This window comes from Streptococcus oralis (assembly GCF_901543815.1).
GTDB classification, from domain to species: Bacteria; Bacillota; Bacilli; order Lactobacillales; family Streptococcaceae; genus Streptococcus; species Streptococcus oralis_CM.
Genome location: NZ_CABEIU010000002.1, coordinates 188,388 through 208,529 on the forward strand (window position 1 = coordinate 188,388; position 20,142 = coordinate 208,529).

A 20,142-nucleotide genomic window follows, 5' to 3' on the forward strand; every position below is an offset into this window, starting at 1 on the left:
AGAAGTCATGGATCTTGCTGACTTTCTAGAAACGATTTAAAAAGGAGGATGTGAATGGCAGGTGGAACGCCGTTAGGTCAAATGTATATCGAGCTAGGGCTGGACGTGTCGAAGTTCAATCCTACTCTAAATGGCGCTAAAAATGCGGTGAAATACTTTCAAAGCAATGTAAAGGCGCTAGACAGCTCCCTTAAAAACAATGGGAAAAACACAGACTTGCTTCAAGCTAAGTACAAGACACTTGGTCAAGCGATTGAAGCGCAAAAAAGTGTTTTGGACCAGATGAAGAAAAGCTTTGATACTCTTGAACCTGGTACGGCTAAATTCGACAAGGCTGCTGCTGAGATTGAACGTGAGAATGCTAAGTTGGCAGCTATGGAAGGTCAACTTCGTAACGTGCAACAAGCTTTGATAGCGGTAGGCAAGGAGAATAGTTTTGCGAATCGTATCAATAAATTTGGTGACGGACTTATCAAAAGTGGCGATAAAATCAAGAATTTTGGTGATAGTGTTTCAAGCCTAGGAGGAAAACTAACTACTGGTTTGACTCTTCCTTTGGTTGCTAGTGTTGGTATGGTCACGAAAGCAGCTGTTGACTATGAATCTGCTTTTGCAGGTGTGAAGAAGACAGTAGACGAGACTGCAACCGTATCCTACAAGAACTTATCTGACGGCATTCGTCAGATGGCTAAAGAATTGCCAGCTAGTGCGGTGGAAATCGCAAATGTCGCAGAAGTTGCTGGTCAGTTAGGTATCAAAGCAGAGGATATCCTTACCTTCTCTCGAACTATGATTGACATGGGAGAATCTACAAACTTGAGCGCAGAAGAAGCTGCGACAGCCATTGCCAAGATTGCGAATATTCTTGGTCTAACATCGGACGAATATGGAAGGTTTGGAGCATCTGTTGTTGACTTAGGTAACAACTTTGCAACAACTGAGCGTGACATCGTTGAGATGACCAACCGTTTGGCGGCTGGTGGTAAGCTGGCTGGTTTAACCGCTCCAGATATCCTTGGTCTTGCTACTGCGATGAGTTCGGTTGGTATTGAGGCTGAGGCTGGTGGTACCGCTATGACTCAAACTTTGACGGCTATTGGTAATGCTGTTTCATTGACAGGTAAGGGAGCAGCAGATGACTTGAACCTCATCGCCAAAACTGCTGGAATGACCTCAGAGGAATTCCAACAGGCTTGGAAAGAGAAACCGGTCGTTGCTTTGCAATCATTTATCAGAGGGCTCAAGGATGCACAAGAAAAAGGCGTGAATATGAACGCTATCTTGGCACAACTTGGGATGACGGGTATTCGACAAAGTAACATGTTGAAATCCTTGGCTCTGGCATCTGATAAAATGGGGGATGCTGTGGATCGTTCAAACAAAGCCTGGAAAGAGAATACTGCTCTGACCAATGAAGCCAATAAACGATATGAGACTACAGAATCACAATTGAAGATGTTCAAGAACCAGGTAACTGACTTGGCTATTGAATTTGGTGGGCCTCTTCTGAAGGCTCTCCGTGAAGGTCTAACGGCTGCAAAACCTTGGATTGACACCTTGACCAAAATGGCTAAACAGTTCAGCTCCATGTCTGAAGAGCAACAAAGAAACGTTCTTAAGTGGGGTGCATTAACTGTAGGAGCTGGTCCAGCTTTAAGCATCCTAGGGAAAGGTTTTGGAATTATCGGAAACCTTACAAAAGCACTCGGTTGGCTTACTAAGGGAACTGGCAAAGCGGTCGGTGGCATGTCTCTAATGCTAAAGACTTTCCAAGCATTTAGAACAACCGGGAATCTATCATCTGCCTTTAAATTGGCATCTGGTGGAGCAGTTGCGCTTGGGAATGCGACCGCATCAGCATCAACTTCAACAGGGCTTCTAACAACATCAATGGGGACGCTTGCGAATCCTCTAGGTTTAATAGTCGGAGGTCTCGGCCTTACTACCGCCGCACTTGTCTATCTTGGAAACGAGAAAGACAAGGCTCGCATCAAGACTGAAGAGTTTGGCTCTCAGTTGAGTGATACTGCTCGTGGAGAATTGCGAAGTTTTCAAAAAACGGTTGATGAAACCAGTACGGCTGTTGCAAACTTCGGTACTCATGCTGGAGATGCCGACAAGGTTTCTGGAGCCTTTAAAAAGCTCTATGAAGAAATCGCTACTGCTGCGGACAAGACCAACAAACGAATGGAAGAGTTGGGCGCTAAGTGGGGCCTTAGTGAGGACGATATTGCCAAAGCTAAGGAAAGAAATGGTCAGGTCGTCTCTAACACTGAGGCTATGATGAATCAAATTAATGAGATTTATCAACGTCATAACGGAGATGCGAGCAAATTCTCTCAAGAAGAGAAAGAAATCATCCTGAATAATCAGAATGAGATGATTAAGGCAAAACTCTCTATGATGAATCTGTCAGCTGATCAGCAGAAGGCTGCTTTACAAGCTTTGAATGGTGATGTCAGAAGTCTGAATGAAACACAATTGAAGCATACTAAAGATGTTTTGAAACAAGCGCTTGATGAGGAAAAGAAACTCTACGAGAACTCAAAAAGTGAGCTGAAAGAGTTGTTAGACGGAAAGGCTATCGATCAAGAAACTTACAACAAGAAATTGCAAACTCTAGAAGCAAACCACACTCAAACGATGGAAGCTCTGGGAAGTAAGTATTACCAGGTCATGCAAAATCTCGATGCAAAGGTGAAAGCTCGAACTGGGCAAAGTTGGAACTATTGGGAAGAAGCCAAGAAAGTTCTGGAGGAGTACGGCCTATCCTATGAAGAAATAGGAAAGAAAGCTGCTGAAGCTTCTCAAAAGGTAGGTAATTCACACAGCATCCTTGCCAATTACACCAATGAGATGAGCAAGGAAGTGAAAGAGGCTAACGATGCCTGGTCGTTGTTGGTCGGTAACATTGATAAGAATGGAAATTTCCAAGTTAAATCTAATGTTAAGGAAGTCATCGGAGAGGCTGCCAAATCTGCTGAAGGTTGGGAACAATTGCAGTTTATAGCTAAAACTGCGGATATCAACTCAAATGCTCGTGTGACTATTGCTGAGGCTCTTGTCGAATCTGGTAAATGGAAAGACATGACTCTCGAAGAGAAACAAGTGATTGTCAAGAACCAAGCTGGGCTACAAGCTATCTTTGATAGTGAAACTCATCTTAAAACATGGAACAGCATGCCAGCGGAAGTCAAAGAACTTCTCATGAAGAATACAGACATCATGAACAAGGCGGAGGAAGCCTCAAAGGCTCTGTCTAACTATGAAGCTCTGAAACCAAAACAGAAGGAGTTGCTGGCCAATGATGAAAGTGTCCGAAAAGCAGTCGCTCGGTCAACTGATACTCTGACAACCTGGAATGCGACCACACCGTTTACAAAAGATTTGAAAGCTGATCCTACGAATGTTTTGAACAATGGCCAGTTATCTATCGATAAGATTACGGCTTGGAATTTTGCATCTGCTGAGACGAAATCTTTGGATGCGGTAGATAATACGAGTGCAGCTGTTGGAAGTGCGATTTTGAGTGTTAACTCACCCAAACAAGAAGCTCCTATCAATTTGTTTGCTGCTGATCAAACAGGCGGTGTACGAAACGAGACGAGCGGTGCTATCAATGCTATCAAGCAATATGATCCAGTGAACATCCTTGCCAAGAATGGCACCAATGACACTGTCAGCGAGGTCAAAAGTGGCGTCAATGGTATCCAAGACAAAACGGTCACTATCAACGCTCGAGACAATGCTTCTGGTGTTCTTTCAGGTATTAAGAGCTGGATTGACAGCGTTACTGGTAATTTCTTTACGAATATCTTTGCGAGCAAGCACGCTCACGGGACCAACTATCACCCTGGTGGGCTTGCTATCGTCAATGACCAAAGAAATAGCAACTATAAGGAAATGGTCACTCTGCCAAATGGTCGGAGTTTCATTCCTCAAGGCAGAGACGTCTTGCTTCCTCTTCCGAGAGGTTCTAAAGTCTTGCGAGCTGATAAAACTAGACGTTTGATGCGTGAGATGGGTGTTCCTAAATATGCTTCTGGTATCGGGATCCCGAGTGATGCGAAATTTCTTCGTGAAATGGAACAAGCTCAACGTAATATCACTATTCAAACTACAAGTGTTCAAAATGGGCAAGATACTGATAAAGTCGTGTCTGAGATGAGGATTCTGAGGTCAAGTTTAGAAAAATTGCTTACTGCTATCCTTAACAAGGACACAAATGCTTATCTGGACAGCTCAAAAGTTACGGATATCGTTACTAAAACTCAGAAAGAGCGTGAGAAAATGCTACTAAGAATGAAAGGGGTGATCGAATGAGCGAAGTGACTATGCGTTTTAATAAAACAGATTTACGAGAGCTTATTGAAATTCATGACATCCAACGTGATGTCGGGAACAATCGCTCTATCTCTATCGATCATGCCCCAAGAATTGGCGTGAATATCCAGCAACAAACGATTGATGCAAAATATATCAAGGTGGACTTCTCTATCTGGTCCAAAGACAGAAATACCCTCAAGCACAAGCTTGCGGGTATTTTTAATGTTGATAGTCCTAAAGAGTTGACCTTTTCAGATGAGCCGGACAAGTATTATCTGGCCATGGTAATTGATGATATCTCTATGCAGGAGGCAAGTGGGAGACGTTCAAACGGCTCTATTAAGTTCATCATTCCTGATGGCGTGGCTCATAGTTCAGCCTATAAGCGATTTGATAGCGATAAAAACGCAACTAGCGAAGCAGGGAAAATGGTGTTTGATCTTACAAACAATGGCACAGAGAGTGCATTTCCAATCGTTAAAATCAAACATAATGCTGAGAATGGCTATATCGGTCTAGTTAATCAAAATGGAACCTTAGAAATCGGGAACCGTGAAGAGGCCGATACCGAACCATCGCAAAAATCAGAAATCTTACTTGATTTTAGAGGTGAAAAAATTACAAATGGACTGGCTAACGCAGCAAAGAACCAAGCCATCACAAATGACCGGACAGAGTACATTGTAGGAACAGCTGAAATGATTAATCTTTGGGAACGTCCACACGTTAGATTGAAAGATTTACGAGGTGAAACTAAATTACACAACTACGCTACAAGTTTGACCTGGACAATTCCCAATGATAGCACAGGCAGCACTGGGTCCCTGAATGATTATTTTTGGTGGAGACAAGTTTTTTGGTCCAAAGCTAATAATCAATATGGATTCATCAAGGTGACAATATCAGATGAAGCAGACCAATTTTTGTATGGTGTTGAGACCTTTAAACGGTCGCTAGGTTCTGAATGTGAGTTTAATTTTTTAGCCAGCGACGGTCAAGGTGGATATAGGATTCTAAAGCGATGGAATTTTGATGGAACTACAACTGGAGATATCAATCCTTTTAGTGTAGCAAAAGGGTGGTCAGATTTAAAACGGAATGATAGCAAGGTACAAGTTTTTTATCAAGGATCATACTCTACTTTTATCATTCCAGAGATTGAGGGTAAAAAGTCTGCAAAAATTCACATTACAATTGGAGCGTACAGAGATAATCCAATCGTCTCTCACATGTATCTTGATGAATTGTACTACCGCAAAGATTTTGTCCCAACAACGAATGACATCCCCAATCGTTTTCCAATCGGATCGAATGTTCTAATCAATAGCGAAGATGACACGGTCTATATCGATGGGATTGCAAAAGCTAACGAGATTGTCGATGGGTCACAATGGTTGTCCATTCCTTCTGGTAAATCGAAATTAGAGCTGTACTTTTCTAGCTTCATTAAAAAACAACCGACAGTAACAATTGAATTTGAAGAAAGGTGGCTATAATGCTTTTAACGATTCACGATGCAACCTTGCAAAAGGTTGCTTTTGTTGATAATAGTAAGCAGAACACGCTTAATTATTATAACGATACATGGTCAAGAGACATGCCAACAGGAGCTTCAACTTTCGAGTTTACAGTCTTTAAGAAAGCAATTCAATCAGATACAGCTTCATCAAAGGCCTACCAGCATCTAAACGAACGTGGTTGGGTGTCATTCCGACACAATGGACGTACCTACCTTTTTAATGTGATGTCAGTGGAGGAAAATGAGCAGACAATCAAATGCTATTGTGAGAATCTCAATCTTGAATTAATCAATGAGTTAGTAAATCCTTACAAAGCAACGAGAGCCATGACTTTTGCAGAATATTGCAAAGAGATGGCTTTATTGAACTATGCTCATCTCACTATTGGAATTAACGAGATTTCAGACCAGCAACGCATCATTGAGTGGACGACACAAGAAACAAAACTTGCTCGCTTGCTTAATCTTGCGAAACAATTCAATGCTGAGATTGAATTTGACACACAATTAAAAGCAGATAGCACGCTTAAGAACTTTACTGTAAATATATATCACGAACACGACGATACACACCAAGGAGTTGGTCGTATCAGGAATGATGTGGTTTTAAAATATGGTAAAAATATTAGCTCTATCACCCGAAAAGTGGATAAGACGGGTGTTTTCAATACAATCCGGCCAACTGGGAAAATGCCGACAGTGGAAGTCGAAGAAAGTGGAGAACGTCATCTATCTAGTCAGAGAGTGAAAAATGCGGATGGTTCGACAACCGAAACGATTATTCGCACAGCATCCGATGGGACAAAGAGTAAGACTATTGTCCACACGAAAGTCACAAAGCTGGCTGATAAAACACGCATTACAACGACCACAACAACTCGCTCAGATGGTTCTATCGAACAGACTGTGACGACCAGTAAGAAAGGCGGACCATCTAATACTGAGAAGCGAATCATCAAACCTCCTAAGAAAAAAGAAAAAGAAACCGAGCCTGAAAAAGAGGTTCTGACTATTGAAAACTTGGGAGATTGGTCTATCAAGAACGAGAGGGGCGAATTAGAGTTTTACCAAAGAGGGCAACAACTGTACGCCCCTTTATCCATGCAACTCTATCCCTCGACTTTTACTTCAGCAACAGCTGAGGACCAGTGGACAAGACGAGACTTCGACTTTGATACAGACGAACCAAATGAATTGAGACGGCTTGCTTACCTGAAATTAAAGCAGCATTGCTACCCTGCTATAACCTATGAAGTAGATGGCTTTGTGGACGTAGAAATCGGGGACACGGTCCAGATTTATGATGATGGATTTAGTCCAGCTTTAATAGTAAAAGCACGAGTTACCGAACAGAAAATCAGTTTTACAAATCCGGCAAGTAACAAAACTACTTTTGCGAATTTTAAGGCTCTAGAGAGTAAGCTATCAGATGGCATTCAGGCTGCCTTTGAGCGACTTTTCGAAGCATCCAAGCCTTACACTATCAAACTTGCTACTGATAACGGTGTAGTCTTTAAAAATGGCCAAGGGCAGACGATTGTGACTCCTACCCTCATGAGAGGGAATAAGGTCATCAACAGCGGCTGGCGTTGGGTTGTAGATGGCGAAATCAAAGCTACAAGCTCTAGTTACATTGTTCGAGCCTCTGACATCAACCAAAAGCTGGTTTTGACGGTTTCGGCTTGGATTGATAACAAGGAGGTAGTCTCTGAGCAGTTGACTCTTATCAATACATCTGATGGCTTGCAAGGCCAAAAAGGGGATACAGGCCCGAAAGGAGATCCTGGTCCCAAAGGTGACCGAGGAGAGAAAGGAGAAAAGGGAGACCGTGGGGAACGTGGGCTACAAGGACTCCAAGGCTTGCAAGGTGCTAAGGGTAATCAAGGTATCCCTGGAACTAAAGGAGCTGACGGCCGTACACAGTACACTCACATTGCCTACGCTGATACTATCTCAGGTAGTGGATTTAGCCAGACTAACGCTGACAAGGTCTATATAGGGGTCTATGTTGATTTCAACTCAACTGACAGTGTCAATCCTGCTGACTATCGCTGGACGAGGTGGAGAGGTTCAGATGGCTTAAACGGTAAGGACGGCCCTCAAGGTATTCCAGGTAAGCCTGGAGCAGATGGACGTACTCCATACTTTCACCGAGCCTGGGCTAACTCCGCTGACGGTCGTGATGGTTTCAGTACAACTGATAGCTCAAATAAGCGCTATTTAGGGACGCTAACGGATTTCACTGAGGCAGATAGTCAAAATCCTGAACTGTACAAGTGGACAGCTCTCTTTGATAATGTCCAGGTAGGTGGAAAAAACTATATCAGAAACGCCTCGTTTCTCTCTGGGGAGAATAAATGGGGCAAAATGTCTGTAAATGGACTAGCGTATAATTTCACTCACTCTGCATCTAATAAAGGTAAGTCAGGCTTACATATGTTTAGCGAGAATAACACTGTTATTCCTCGCTGGAAAGGGATATATCAAAAGGTTTCATTGCCTCAACCAGCAGACGCTCCAGTCACTGTTTCGGCTTTGTTTGCGAAAGATGGAGCGCCTCAAGAGGCTCATATTGGAATCCATTTTATAAAAGATGGAGTTACTGCCAGACAATCGTGGCTTGATATACCTGTTTCCCAAATCAGCGACAAATACCAACGTTTTTCTCTTTCAGCAAAGCACGATATACCTTTTGATGAAATCAGAGTCATGCTCTATGTTGGATATGACAAAATTGTCAATCTGTATGTTACAGATGTTCAGCTTGAAATTGGCAATGTAATGACTGATTTTAGATTATCAGACGAAGACGTGCAAGAGACTATCAACTCTAAAGCTGATCAAGCATTGACTCAGGAGCAACTGAACGCTCTCAATGAGAAAGCTGGAATTATCCAGGCTGAGCTTGAGGCCAAGGCTAGCGCTGACACGCTTGATAACTGGATTAAAGCTTATCAGGATTTTGTTAAATCTAATGAAACGGCTAGAGTTCAAGCTGAGAAAGATTTGATTTCAGCTAGTCAGCGTGTCTCTAATATTGCTAAGGATCTTGGAGAATTATCTGACCGCTGGAATTTCATTGATACTTACATGAGCTCTAGTAATGAGGGCCTTGTAATTGGTAAGAATGACGGTAGCTCTAGCATGATGTTCAACCCTAATGGACGAATTTCAATGTTTAGCGCTGGTGTAGAGGTTATGTATATCAGTCAAGGGGTCATCCACATTGAAAACGGTATTTTCTCTAAGACTATCCAAATAGGACGATTTAGAGAAGAGCAGTATCATATCAATCCTGACATGAATGTCATTCGTTATGTAGGATAGAAAGGAGCGAAATGCCAAGATTTAGTAATTCAAGTAACAGCTTATATTTGAATGTGTATATTGATGAAGCTTCAACAGACGTTTCAGCTAACACTTCAACCATCAACTGGCAGTTGACAGTTAGTCGTTATACGTACTATCACACGCTCAATAAACAGGGAGACAGCACGTTGTCTCTAACTTTAGACGGCCAAAATGTGCACTCTAGCAATCCAGTTTGGGAAGTCTGGGATGGCGAGGTCACTCTCGCTAGTGGTTCAAGCACAATCTCACATAACTCAGATGGTCGGAAGACACTGCCTTTTTCATGTACTTTCAACCCTAACAATGGTTTACATGGAACTATCACAGTTTCAGGAAATCTCAGTCTGACTGCTATCCCACGTTCAAGCTCAGTAAGCGTGAGCGCTGGGGTCATTGGCAGTGCGGTCACTATCAACATTAACCGCCAAAGTTCAAGTTTCAAGCATACAGTGCGATATTCATGGGCAGGCAAGTCAGGAACGATTGCAACGAATGTAGACACATCTACTAGCTGGACGATCCCTCTTGATTTTGCCAACGACATCCCAAACTCAGCGAGTGGAACGGGGACTATCTTTGTCGATACCTACTCAGGGAACACAAAGACAGGAACACAGTCCACTACATTCACGGCAAGCGTACCAGCAAATGTCAAGCCCACTTTTACAGGGGTCTCATTGTCAGACTTGAATGGTGCTGCTCAAAATCTCATCCCAAGCGGAAACACGTTCATCCAAGTAATCTCTAACATCAAAGTAGCGTTTAATGGCGCAGTCGGTTCTTACGGCTCATCCATCACTGGATACTATGCTGAGATTATTGGCAAGAACCAATCCACAAGCTCAAACGGTGGGAGCCTTGGCATTATGAACTATCACGGCACAATCAAAATCAGAGCGAGCGTGTCTGATAGCCGTGGGAGATGGTCAGACACTAGAGAGGTGTCTGTGACCGTGCTTGAGTATTTTGCTCCAGCATTGAGTTTTAGCATAGCTAGAACGGGCTCAACCTCTAGCACTCTAACAGCTACAAGAAATGCCAAAATCGCCCCTCTGACTGTCTCAGGGAGTCAGAAAAACACTATGACCTTGACTTTTAAGGTAGCAAGGCTTGGGACTACTAATTTTCAAGTAGACACAGGACCAGCTACTGGATCATGGACTAGTATCTCAAGCCTAATCAATTCTCAGGCTAATCTTGCAGGCAATTATCTAGCTAATCAATCTTGGGTTGTTATTGGAAAATTAGAAGACAGGTTCACCTATGCTGAGTTCATGGTCAACGTGGCCACAGAGAGTGTAGTCTTGTCTTATGACAGGTCAGGTGTTGGGGTCAACAAAATCCGTGAGCAAGGCGCTTTGGATGTTAAGGGTGACATCTATGCAGACAACAAGCCCATTCAGCAGTATCAACTGACGGATAACAAAGGTTTTGGAAAACAACTTAAACAGGACTTTAATTCTGTTAAAGAGACTGGAGTACGGTGGATGGATGGCTCCTCTCCAAACAATCCGTTTGGTGGAGCGTGGGGGATGTTAGAGGTATTTAGGCCAAATCCAAACACAAACGAGTGCATTCAACGTTTCACAACGTCTGTAGGATATATGGCTGTTAGGGAGAATGGGTTTGATAATAATTGGAGACCATGGCGCTATGTTGCTCAACAGTCAGAGTCGACTAACAATGCTGATTATGTCAGCTCAAAAAAACTAGCCACAAGAAAAATTGAGTTAGGATGGTATGTAAACGGCATTGCTACAAGAAATGGCAACGTGGTTACAATTTCGACAGAAAGAAAAATCACGAATATCAACACAGTTTCAGATTATCGAGAAGTCAAAGAAACGATTCCAGTAGGGTTCAGACCAACTCAAGAGGTTAACTTTATCTTACAAGGATTGTCTGACTCAACAGTAACTGGAACGGCTATCTTACACCTTGCAACAGATGGGAAAATTCGTTTGACAAGTAAAGCACAGGGAAATAAGTATTGGACGGGTACAGTAACCTACATTACAAATGACCCTTACCCTTAATAAACGAAAGGAAAATATATGAAATTAGAATATGGGACAAAGTCCCTAGAATATGATGGAAGCGGTGCAGTATCAGCTACTAAGGTCACACTTGTCAATTCAAGCGGTGCTATTGTACCTATCTTGTTACCAGCTGACAAAATCGGTTTGTCAAATACAGAGCTTTTCGAGCTTGCCCTTGAGGCTCTTTATCAGGAAAATTTCCCACAGCGTGCCGAAAAGGAGAAATTCAACCAGGTAGAGGCGCAGCTCAAGCAAAATAAAGAAATGGCAACTAAGGTAGAGCAAGCAACAGTAGAGAACAAGGAAAACCTTGACACGGTTTCAGCTATCACTGAGGTCTTGATTGCTTTGGCAGTATCTCAAAGCGGCGGTATGCCTACTTATGCTTACAATAAAGTAGCTGGGTTCATCAAGCCACTTATTAAAAGTACACGATATGGAAACGGCGATATCATCGCAATGCCTTATCCGTTTGATACAAATCCAAAGTGGCCGAGTGGAACTAAGACCATATTTAAGTTTCAAATGCAGGCCACAGAGGGCTACACTTGGAAAGAACAGTCACTATCTGATATGCTACAACAAGGCGTGCTTACTGTGGTCATGCCACGCATTGATTAAGGAGGATGTATGCAAATCGAATTTTTCAATTTTTTAAGAAGTGTCGTCCAGACTGAGGACGGACTGGTCTTGTACGCTCTAGCTTTGATTGTCTCAATGGAAATCATTGATTTTGTAACAGGGACAATTGCTGCGATTGTCAACCCCGACATTGAGTACAAGAGTAAAATCGGCATCAACGGACTCCTTCGTAAGATTTTAGGAGTTCTCTTGTTGATGATCCTTATCCCGATGTCCGTTCTACTGCCTGAAAAGACAGGCTTCGCATTTTTGTACTCGATTTATCTCGGATACATCGCATTTACTTTTCAATCACTCATTGAAAATTACCGCAAATTAAAAGGAAATGTTACTCTTTTTCAGCCAATTTTAAAAGCGTTTCAGCGCTTGCTTGAGAAAGATGAAGATAAAAACAAAGGAGAATAACACATGATTAACTGGAAAGTACGTTTTAACTTAAAAAACAAAACATTTTTATTGCGAGTGGCATTCGCACTAGCTTTGCCAATTCTCGCCTATTTCAATCTTAAACTGGAGGATTTGGTCAGTTGGGGAGTCATTTTAGACTTGCTTGGCAAATTCTTTGCGAACCCTTATCTTGTGGGGTTGACGATTGTAAATATCCTAAATATCATTCCAGACCCAACAACTGCAGGAATCTCTGATAGCAAACGTGCTCTTGACTATCAAGAACCAAGCGAAGATTAGGAGAAAACAATGAAGAAAAACGACTTATTCATCGACGTATCTAGCCACAATGGATACGATATTACAGGTATTTTGGCTGACATGGGTACACAGAACACTATTATCAAAATTTCTGAAAGTACAAATTATCTAAACCCTTGCTTGTCCGCTCAAGTGGAGCAATCCAATCCTGTTGGTTTCTATCACTTTGCTTGGTTTGGTGGCGACATCGAAGAAGCCGAACGAGAGGCACGCTACTTCCTTGATAATGTACCTCAAAAAGTAAAATACTTGTGTCTTGATTACGAAGATCACGCTAGCGGAGATAAACAAGCAAATACAGATGCTTGTATTCGCTTTATGGAAATCCTCAAAGAAAATGGCTACGAGCCAATTTATTACAGCTACAAGCCATTCACGCTCAATAATATCTATTATGAGCAGATTCTTGCGAAATTCCCAAACAGCCTTTGGATTGCCGGCTATGGTTTGAATGATGGTACAGCTGATTTTGAGTATTTTCCAAGCTTAGATGGGATTCGATGGTGGCAATACTCTTCAAATCCGTACGACAAGAACATTGTTTTACTAGATGACGAAGAAGCTAAACCCAAATGGAAAAAGAATGATACCGGATGGTGGTATGAATACCCTGACGGATCCTATCCAAAAGAAGAATGGGAAAAGATCGATGGTACCTGGTACTACTTCAACGAGAGAGGGTATTCAATAGCTTCTCGCTGGTTGAAGGATGATGGTAAGTGGTATTATCTCAAAGAAAATGGCGCCATGGCCGTTGGTTGGGTGTTTGTGAAGGGGAAATGGTACTATCTTGATGCTTCAGGAGCAATGGTCACTGGTTGGGTTCAATACAAGGACAAACTATACCATCTCAAAGAAGAGAACGGCGAAATGTCTTCAAAGGAACTTGTTAAAGTTGAAGGTGGCTGGTACTACGTCAACGAAGATGGCGGTCGTTCAGATAAACCAGCGCTTGATGTATTACCTGATGGACTAATTGTTACCACTAAATAATATTTTTAAAATAAAGAAAGGAAAATTTCTAAAATATTGTTCGAATTGTAACCGCAGGCACTAGCTTGCGGTTTTTTTGTTTGCAATAATAAAAGCAGTGACCGAAACCACTGCTTTACCCTTATAAATTATTTTAGAATTCTAGTAAGTTATTGCTAACAACAGCTTCAAGAGCTAAAGATTTGCTTCCAGTATCTTCAAAATTAATAGTAATTGCATTGTCTTCAATTTTAACTACTTTACCAGTTCCAAACGATGGGTGTTTAACTGTTGAACCTACAATATCCTTGTGAGACTCAATCCATTCTTTGACTTTCTCATTTTCTTCCTGAGGCTGAAGAAGACCAGACTGTTTTATCAATTCGACTGCCTCAAAATATCCATCTACAAATGTCTGTTTGAAATCTGATCCCATAGACAATTCTGAACGTTTTACAGGTTCGCCAAGCCCTAGCATTAGTTTAATAGCTTTCAAAATAACGTCATCAGGGACGTTGCGACTATCAAGCTGCCCGCCAACTGCGTCACCGTAAACACCGTAGAAATGGCCATCTTCGCCATCAAGACCATAAATATCCATGATATTACTTGTGCCAAGATTACAATAAACTGCTCCATCTTCATTTACAATAGCATACGATACATCGCTATTTTTAATTTCTTCAAGTAGTTGTTTTGCGTTTTCCATTTCTAACTCCTCTGCATATTTTTGTAATTTTTCTGCTGTCAATAAAGACATTTTGTCCAAATTTGTTTTTCCACTTCTAAGGTCTGAGACTGTCGTCCAGGGCAAATCTGCCCCTTTAGCGATTGCGCTTGTGCTCTTTTTGCTTTTTAATACTTTTTCTATTTGTTTTCTCATCTTTTTGCCCTCTTAAATAAAAATAACTCAATAAAACGATCAGTATATTTATGATTAAAATTTCCATGGTATTGTTCCTATTTTGTGGTATAATAGGGAGTGAGGGGAGTGGTAGCTCCCCTATTCCCAAGGCGATTACTTAAACTTGCGAGGTCTAGGTTTTCGCTTTTTTTCTTTGCTCCAAATGTGATATGTAGCATATGCACCAGTTAGAGCTGTGATGTAAGCTGGCCCGTTATCAATTAGTTTTTCAACCAATCTGAGCCAATCATCTTTGTCCATTTTCCTCACCTCCTTTCCTTATCTTGATTATATTATATCACGGTGCACCGAGAAAGTCAAGCGTTTTGATAAAGTTTTTTTACTTTTTTTCAAAAAAATAGGTGTCTTCTTGAAAGTAGTACTCCTTTTAAGACAAAGAAAAAAACAGTGACATTACTCACTGATTCTTTTGTAAACTATTAAAACTAAATTGCAGCCTTCTCAACTATACGGGCAAAGGTTAGTATGAAAATGAATACGAAGATGAATACGATTTAAAAAAATGAAGAAAATCAACGGAAATTATTTTAAATAAAAATAAGCAAAAACTCAACTATTGAAAAGCAACAGAAAGTATTGGCAAACATTTGTCACTTATACCATAGTTCGTGACAGTTACTAGTTTTTTTGATAAAATCATACAGTATGCCTTTGGGCACAAAGTATGAACTGGGACTGTCTTTCCCAGCTTCGGAGGTAGAAAATGTCAGATTCACCAATCAAATATCGTTTGATTAAGAAAGAGAAACACACAGGAGCTCGTCTGGGAGAAATCATCACCCCGCATGGTACTTTTCCAACGCCTATGTTTATGCCAGTTGGGACCCAAGCTACTGTAAAAACCCAGTCACCAGAAGAGTTGAAGGAGATGGGATCAGGAATTATCCTCTCTAATACCTATCATCTATGGCTTCGTCCTGGAGATGAACTCATCGCACGCGCAGGTGGTCTCCACAAATTTATGAACTGGGATCAACCAATTTTGACAGATAGTGGTGGCTTCCAGGTTTATTCCCTAGCAGATAGCCGAAATATCACCGAAGAAGGAGTAACCTTTAAAAACCATCTCAATGGTTCCAAGATGTTCCTATCGCCAGAGAAAGCCATATCTATTCAGAATAATCTGGGCTCAGACATCATGATGTCTTTTGATGAATGTCCTCAGTTTTACCAACCTTATGACTACGTTAAGAAATCAATCGAGCGTACTAGCCGTTGGGCTGAGCGTGGTTTGAAGGCTCACCGTCGCCCACATGACCAAGGTTTGTTTGGAATTGTTCAGGGAGCAGGATTTGAAGACCTTCGCCGTCAGTCAGCTCATGACCTTGTGAGCATGGACTTCCCTGGCTACTCTATTGGTGGTTTGGCAGTGGGAGAAACGCACGAAGAAATGAATGCAGTCTTGGACTTCACAACTCAACTTCTTCCTGAAAACAAACCTCGCTATTTGATGGGTGTCGGAGCGCCAGACAGCTTGATCGATGGGGTCATTCGTGGTGTGGATATGTTTGACTGTGTCTTGCCGACTCGTATCGCTCGTAACGGAACTTGTATGACCAGCCAAGGTCGTTTGGTTGTCAAGAATGCCCAATTCGCTGAAGATTTTACGCCACTGGATCCTGAGTGTGATTGCTACACATGTAAGAACTACACACGCGCCTACCTTCGTCACCTGCTAAAGGCTGACGAAACCTTTGGTATCCGCTTGACTAGCTACCATAATCTTTACTTCTTACTCAACCTGATGAAGCAGGTCCGCCAAGCCATCATGGATGACAATCTCTTGGAATTCCGTGAGTATTTTGTAGAAAAATATGGCTACAAAAAGTCAGGACGCAATTTTTAAAGTGTAAAAATAGAATGCCAAAATCCTAAGTTTTCTCTTAGGATTTTTCCTATTTTTTTGATAGAATAGGGAGTATAATGGAATGGAAATTAGGTGGTGTTTTGCTTCCTAATTTAATGGAGAATAGACTCGTATGCGTATTAAATGGTTTTCCTTGATTAGGATTACAGGTTTACTTTTGGTGCTTTTTTACCACTTCTTTCAAACGATCTTTCCTGGAGGATTTTTCGGGGTAGATGTCTTTTTCACATTTTCGGGATTCTTGATTACCTCCCTCCTTTTAGAAGAGTTTGGAAAGAAAAGCCAGATTGATTTACTGGGCTTTTTTAAGAGACGGTTTTACCGCATCGTGCCACCTGTGGTGCTGATGGTTCTGGTGACCATGCCCTTTACCCTCCTAGTTCGTCAAGACTATGTTGCTGGAATTGGCGGCCAGATTGCTGGAGTTCTCGGTTTTATGACCAACTTCTACGAAATGTTAACAGGGGGAAGTTATGAATCCCAGTTCATTCCGCATCTCTTTGTTCATAACTGGAGTCTAGCTGTTGAGGTTCACTACTATATCCTTTGGGGCTTAGCGGTTTGGTTTTTATCGAAACGTTCAAAATCTAGTAGTCAATTGAGAGGGATGGTCTTTCTCCTTTCTGCGGGAGCTTTCATCATTAGCTTTTTCTCCATGTTTATTGGCAGTCTAATGGCTAGTTCCTATTCATCTGTCTACTTTTCAAGTCTAACCCATGTCTATCCCTTCTTTTTAGGAAGCATTTTGGCGACGGTTGTGGGTGTTCGTCAGACGAGCGATTTAGTCAAGCAGTTTGATCGGACGTGGGATCTTCGTCAGAATCTACTGGTGTTCGCTGCAGGTCTCTTGGTATTGTTGCTCCTGACTTTCTTTGTCAAGTTTACTTACTTATTCGCTTATTTATTTGGTTTCGTACTGGCAAGTTTAGCGGCCGTGATCATGATTTTTGCTGCGCGTGTCTTGCATGAGAAAACGCCTGAGATACAAGAACCTCGGATCATTACATTTTTAGCGGATACCAGCTACGCGGTTTATCTCTTCCACTGGCCTTTTTATATTATCTTTTCTCAGCTGATGAGTAATCTGCCTGCTGTTATTCTGACAATCATCTTTTCTTATTTCTTTGCTATCCTATCCTTCTATATTATTGAGCCATTGATTGCCGGTAAATCCAATCCTTTAATACGGAAGATTAGTCGATTACCTCATATCAAACCCATTAGTGCTAGTGTTGTGGGCGTCCTTTCCTTACTTACCTTGATTATCATAGCTGCAGCTCCTCAGGTTGGAGCTTTTGAGACAGACTTGATGATCAATGGTTTCAAGCAAGCTCAGACCAATATAGGACAAACAAAGACTCTGGCTGAACAAGCTGAAGTCAGTCGCCTAGGAATTTCTGAGGGAACGAGTCTGATTGGAGATTCGGTAGCCTTGCGTGCTAATACAGCCTTGCAAGAGGCGCTTCCTGAAGCAAATATCAATGCCCAAGTTAGTCGAACGACCAAGCAAGCCAATGACATCATGCTCAATAACAGCCAGAACAAGGTACTTCTAAAAACAGTTGTCATTGCAACGGGTGTAAACGGACCAGAGAATTATAAAGATGACTTAGATACGATCGTTAAAAATCTTCCCAAAGGCCACCATCTGATTCTTGTAACTCCTTATGAAGGTGACAAGAGCAAGGAGACTTACAAATCAGTTGAGCAGTATGCGACTTATGCGCGGGAATTAGCAGAAAAGACTCCTTACGTGAGCATCGCTGACTGGAATAAGGTTGCTAAGGAGCACCCTGAAATCTGGGCTGGAACCGACCAAGTTCACTTTGGAAATGATAGCAACATGATTGAAGAAGGTGCTAAACTTTACGCAGAGACGATTGCTGCTGCTGTTAAGGCTGCTCAAGAACTACCTGTAAAATCAAAATAAGATTAAAGAGTTGGAGAAATCCAGCTCTTTTAAAATATCTCTAGAAAATAGGTCTATACCATTTACAAATGAAAAAGAAAGGTTTATAATGTAATTGACATAATAAATTCTAGAATCAATCTATCAAGGAGGTTATCATTATGCCTAATTATATTAAAGCGGATCAGTTTTTCTACCCACACGGAGTTCGTCGTGGCGGTTACTTGGAACTTGTGGATGGCAAGTTTGGCAAGCATGTAGAACAGATTCCTGAAGGAGCTGAGGTGATTGACTATACCGGTTATAGCATTGCCCCAGGACTTGTGGATACCCACATTCATGGATTTGGTGGTGTCGATGTCATGGACAATAACATCGAAGGAACCCTTCATACCATGAGTGAAGGATTGCTTAGCACGGGTGTTACCAGCTTTTTGCCAACGACGTTGACTTCCTCTTACGAGCAGTTGCTTGCGGTAACTGAAAATATCGGTGCTCGTTACCAGGAAGCAAGTGGAGCCAAGATTCGTGGGATCTATTTTGAAGGGCCTTATTTCACAGAGAAATACAAGGGGGCTCAAAACCCTGCCTATATGAAAGACCCTCGTATGGATGAGTTTCGTGCTTGGCAAAAAGCAGCCAATGGCTTGCTCAATAAAATCGCCCTTGCGCCAGAGCGTGAAGGTGTAGAAGACTTTGTTCGTACGATTACGGGTGAAGGAGTGACTGTTGCTCTTGGACACTCCAATGCGACTTTTGATGAAGCTAAAAAAGCAGTCGATGCTGGAGCGAGCGTTTGGGTACATGCCTACAATGGGATGCGTGGGTTGACTCACCGTGAGCTCGGTATGGTGGGAGCCATGTATGAATTGCCACATACTTACGCAGAGTTGATATGTGACGGTCATCACGTGGATCCAAAAGCCTGTGACATTTTGCTCAAACAAAAAGGAACTGAAAATATCGCCCTTATCACAGACTGTATGACAGCTGGTGGCTTGGAAGATGGAGACTACATGTTGGGAGAATTCCCAGTAGTTGTTGCCAATGGAACTGCACGCCTCAAATCGACAGGCAATTTGGCAGGTTCTATCCTCAAACTCAAAGATGGTTTGAAGAATGTGGTCGAATGGGGAATTGCGAATCCGCATGAAGCAGTCATGATGGCCAGTCTCAACCCAGCAAAATCTGTTCACATCGATGATGTCTGTGGTCAAATCCGTGAAGGTTACGATGCTGACTTTATCGTACTAGATAAAGATTTGGAATTGGTAGCAACCTACCTAGATGGTATGAAACGTTATCAAGCATAGTAAAAAGCAGAGGCTGTGATGACTCAGCCTTTGCTTTTCTATTCAGAGGTATCTTCAGAAAGCTAGAGACTTGTTCTATAATGAAGCAAAATCCTTTCATTGTTCTAGAAAATTCGTTATAATATACGGTACAAAGGAAGTAGTGAAAATGTATCGTGTTATAGAAATGTATGGGGACTTTGAACCGTGGTGGTTCATAGAAGGTTGGGAAGAAGATGTCATCATGAGTCAATCTTTTGACAAGTATTATGATGCTCTAAAATATTATAAGTTATGCTGGTTTGAGCTGGAAAAGAAGAATCCTCTTTATAAGAGTCGGAGCGATTTGATGACTATTTTTTGGGATCCTGAAGACCAGCGATGGTGTGACGAGTGTGACGAGTATTTGCAGCAATATCACTCCCTCCTCCTTCTCGAAGACGAAGGCATCATACCCGATGAAAAACTACGTCCAGGTTATGAAAAACAAACAGGTCAAGAAAAACATCGTTCTTGCCGCATGAAATGGAGATAAAAAAGTAACTTTTTTAGTTGCTTTTTTTATTTTTTTACGAATAGTTAGATAAGGAGG

13 protein-coding genes and 1 pseudogene are annotated in these 20,142 nt (G+C 41.8%); 12 read left to right on the top strand and 2 right to left on the bottom strand.

The window, feature by feature from the left end; genetic code table 11:
• The first annotated feature begins 54 nt into the window (after window positions 1–54).
• Genes FQT28_RS01105 through FQT28_RS01140 form a run of 8 tightly spaced genes read left to right on the top strand, consistent with a single transcriptional unit; the run spans window position 55 to window position 13,578 of the window.
• On the top strand, window positions 55–4,323 hold the full coding sequence (locus tag FQT28_RS01105; RefSeq protein ID WP_143989148.1) for a phage tail tape measure protein: 4,269 nt from the start codon (window positions 55–57) through the stop codon (window positions 4,321–4,323).
• Window positions 4,320–5,822, top strand: coding sequence for a distal tail protein Dit (locus FQT28_RS01110; RefSeq protein WP_143989149.1), 1,503 nt, complete (start codon window positions 4,320–4,322; stop codon window positions 5,820–5,822). Before FQT28_RS01105 ends, FQT28_RS01110 begins: the two co-directional genes overlap by 4 nt.
• Window positions 5,822–9,172, top strand: a complete 3,351-nt coding sequence (locus FQT28_RS01115; protein ID WP_143989150.1) for a phage tail protein — start codon at window positions 5,822–5,824, stop codon at window positions 9,170–9,172. Before FQT28_RS01110 ends, FQT28_RS01115 begins: the two co-directional genes overlap by 1 nt.
• 11 nt (window positions 9,173–9,183) lie before the next feature.
• Complete coding sequence (locus FQT28_RS01120; protein ID WP_143989151.1) at window positions 9,184–11,232, top strand: DUF859 family phage minor structural protein; 2,049 nt, start codon at window positions 9,184–9,186, stop codon at window positions 11,230–11,232.
• 18 nt (window positions 11,233–11,250) lie between these two features.
• The gene (locus FQT28_RS01125; RefSeq protein ID WP_143989152.1) at window positions 11,251–11,856 is read left to right on the top strand and encodes a DUF1366 domain-containing protein; all 606 of its coding nucleotides are present in this window, start codon (window positions 11,251–11,253) and stop codon (window positions 11,854–11,856) included.
• A gap of 9 nt (window positions 11,857–11,865) precedes the next feature.
• On the top strand, window positions 11,866–12,282 hold the full coding sequence (locus tag FQT28_RS01130; protein ID WP_143989153.1) for a phage holin family protein: 417 nt from the start codon (window positions 11,866–11,868) through the stop codon (window positions 12,280–12,282).
• A gap of 3 nt (window positions 12,283–12,285) precedes the next feature.
• Window positions 12,286–12,564, top strand: a complete 279-nt coding sequence (locus tag FQT28_RS01135) for a phage holin (protein WP_015997072.1) — start codon at window positions 12,286–12,288, stop codon at window positions 12,562–12,564.
• Between the two features lie 9 nt (window positions 12,565–12,573).
• Window positions 12,574–13,578, top strand: a complete 1,005-nt coding sequence (locus FQT28_RS01140) for a GH25 family lysozyme (RefSeq protein WP_143989154.1) — start codon at window positions 12,574–12,576, stop codon at window positions 13,576–13,578.
• 700 nt (window positions 13,579–14,278) lie between these two features.
• Here FQT28_RS01140 and FQT28_RS10190 read toward each other — a convergent pair.
• Both FQT28_RS10190 and FQT28_RS09905 read right to left on the bottom strand, forming a co-directional pair.
• Window positions 14,279–14,440: pseudogene (locus FQT28_RS10190) on the bottom strand (DUF3553 domain-containing protein); the annotation flags it as partial.
• Window positions 14,441–14,575: 135 nt separating this feature from the next.
• Window positions 14,576–14,722 (bottom strand): hypothetical protein, encoded by a 147-nt coding sequence (locus tag FQT28_RS09905; RefSeq protein ID WP_007519127.1) that lies wholly within the window; start codon window positions 14,720–14,722, stop codon window positions 14,576–14,578.
• A 463-nt stretch (window positions 14,723–15,185) separates the two neighbouring features.
• Here FQT28_RS09905 and tgt point away from each other — a divergent pair, with 463 nt between their 5' ends.
• The 4 genes from tgt to FQT28_RS01170 all read left to right on the top strand — a co-directional run bounded on the left by tgt (window position 15,186) and on the right by FQT28_RS01170 (window position 20,085).
• A complete protein-coding gene (gene tgt, locus FQT28_RS01155) occupies window positions 15,186–16,328 on the top strand; it encodes a tRNA guanosine(34) transglycosylase Tgt (protein WP_125450605.1) in 1,143 nt (380 codons plus the stop codon).
• A gap of 133 nt (window positions 16,329–16,461) precedes the next feature.
• A complete protein-coding gene (locus tag FQT28_RS01160) occupies window positions 16,462–18,279 on the top strand; it encodes an acyltransferase family protein (RefSeq protein WP_143989156.1) in 1,818 nt (605 codons plus the stop codon).
• Window positions 18,280–18,419: 140 nt separating this feature from the next.
• The gene (nagA, locus tag FQT28_RS01165; protein WP_143989157.1) at window positions 18,420–19,571 is read left to right on the top strand and encodes an N-acetylglucosamine-6-phosphate deacetylase; all 1,152 of its coding nucleotides are present in this window, start codon (window positions 18,420–18,422) and stop codon (window positions 19,569–19,571) included.
• 148 nt (window positions 19,572–19,719) lie between these two features.
• Window positions 19,720–20,085, top strand: coding sequence for a DUF1033 family protein (locus FQT28_RS01170; protein ID WP_000286395.1), 366 nt, complete (start codon window positions 19,720–19,722; stop codon window positions 20,083–20,085).
• Window positions 20,086–20,142 lie beyond the last annotated feature (57 nt).

Excerpts from the sequence above, each read along its gene's own strand:
- nagA (WP_143989157.1), top strand. The coding sequence starts at position 18,420 with ATGCCTAATTATATTAAAGCGGATCAGTTTTTCTACCCACACGGAGTT.
- FQT28_RS01160 (WP_143989156.1), top strand. The coding sequence starts at position 16,462 with ATGCGTATTAAATGGTTTTCCTTGATTAGGATTACAGGTTTACTTTTG.
- FQT28_RS09905 (WP_007519127.1), bottom strand. The coding sequence starts at position 14,722 with ATGGACAAAGATGATTGGCTCAGATTGGTTGAAAAACTAATTGATAAC.
- tgt (WP_125450605.1), top strand. The coding sequence starts at position 15,186 with ATGTCAGATTCACCAATCAAATATCGTTTGATTAAGAAAGAGAAACAC.
- FQT28_RS01140 (WP_143989154.1), top strand. The coding sequence starts at position 12,574 with ATGAAGAAAAACGACTTATTCATCGACGTATCTAGCCACAATGGATAC.
- FQT28_RS01135 (WP_015997072.1), top strand. The coding sequence starts at position 12,286 with ATGATTAACTGGAAAGTACGTTTTAACTTAAAAAACAAAACATTTTTA.
- FQT28_RS01170 (WP_000286395.1), top strand. The coding sequence starts at position 19,720 with ATGTATCGTGTTATAGAAATGTATGGGGACTTTGAACCGTGGTGGTTC.
- FQT28_RS01125 (WP_143989152.1), top strand. The coding sequence starts at position 11,251 with ATGAAATTAGAATATGGGACAAAGTCCCTAGAATATGATGGAAGCGGT.
- FQT28_RS01130 (WP_143989153.1), top strand. The coding sequence starts at position 11,866 with ATGCAAATCGAATTTTTCAATTTTTTAAGAAGTGTCGTCCAGACTGAG.
- FQT28_RS01115 (WP_143989150.1), top strand. The coding sequence starts at position 5,822 with ATGCTTTTAACGATTCACGATGCAACCTTGCAAAAGGTTGCTTTTGTT.
- FQT28_RS01120 (WP_143989151.1), top strand. The coding sequence starts at position 9,184 with ATGCCAAGATTTAGTAATTCAAGTAACAGCTTATATTTGAATGTGTAT.
- FQT28_RS01105 (WP_143989148.1), top strand. The coding sequence starts at position 55 with ATGGCAGGTGGAACGCCGTTAGGTCAAATGTATATCGAGCTAGGGCTG.
- FQT28_RS01110 (WP_143989149.1), top strand. The coding sequence starts at position 4,320 with ATGAGCGAAGTGACTATGCGTTTTAATAAAACAGATTTACGAGAGCTT.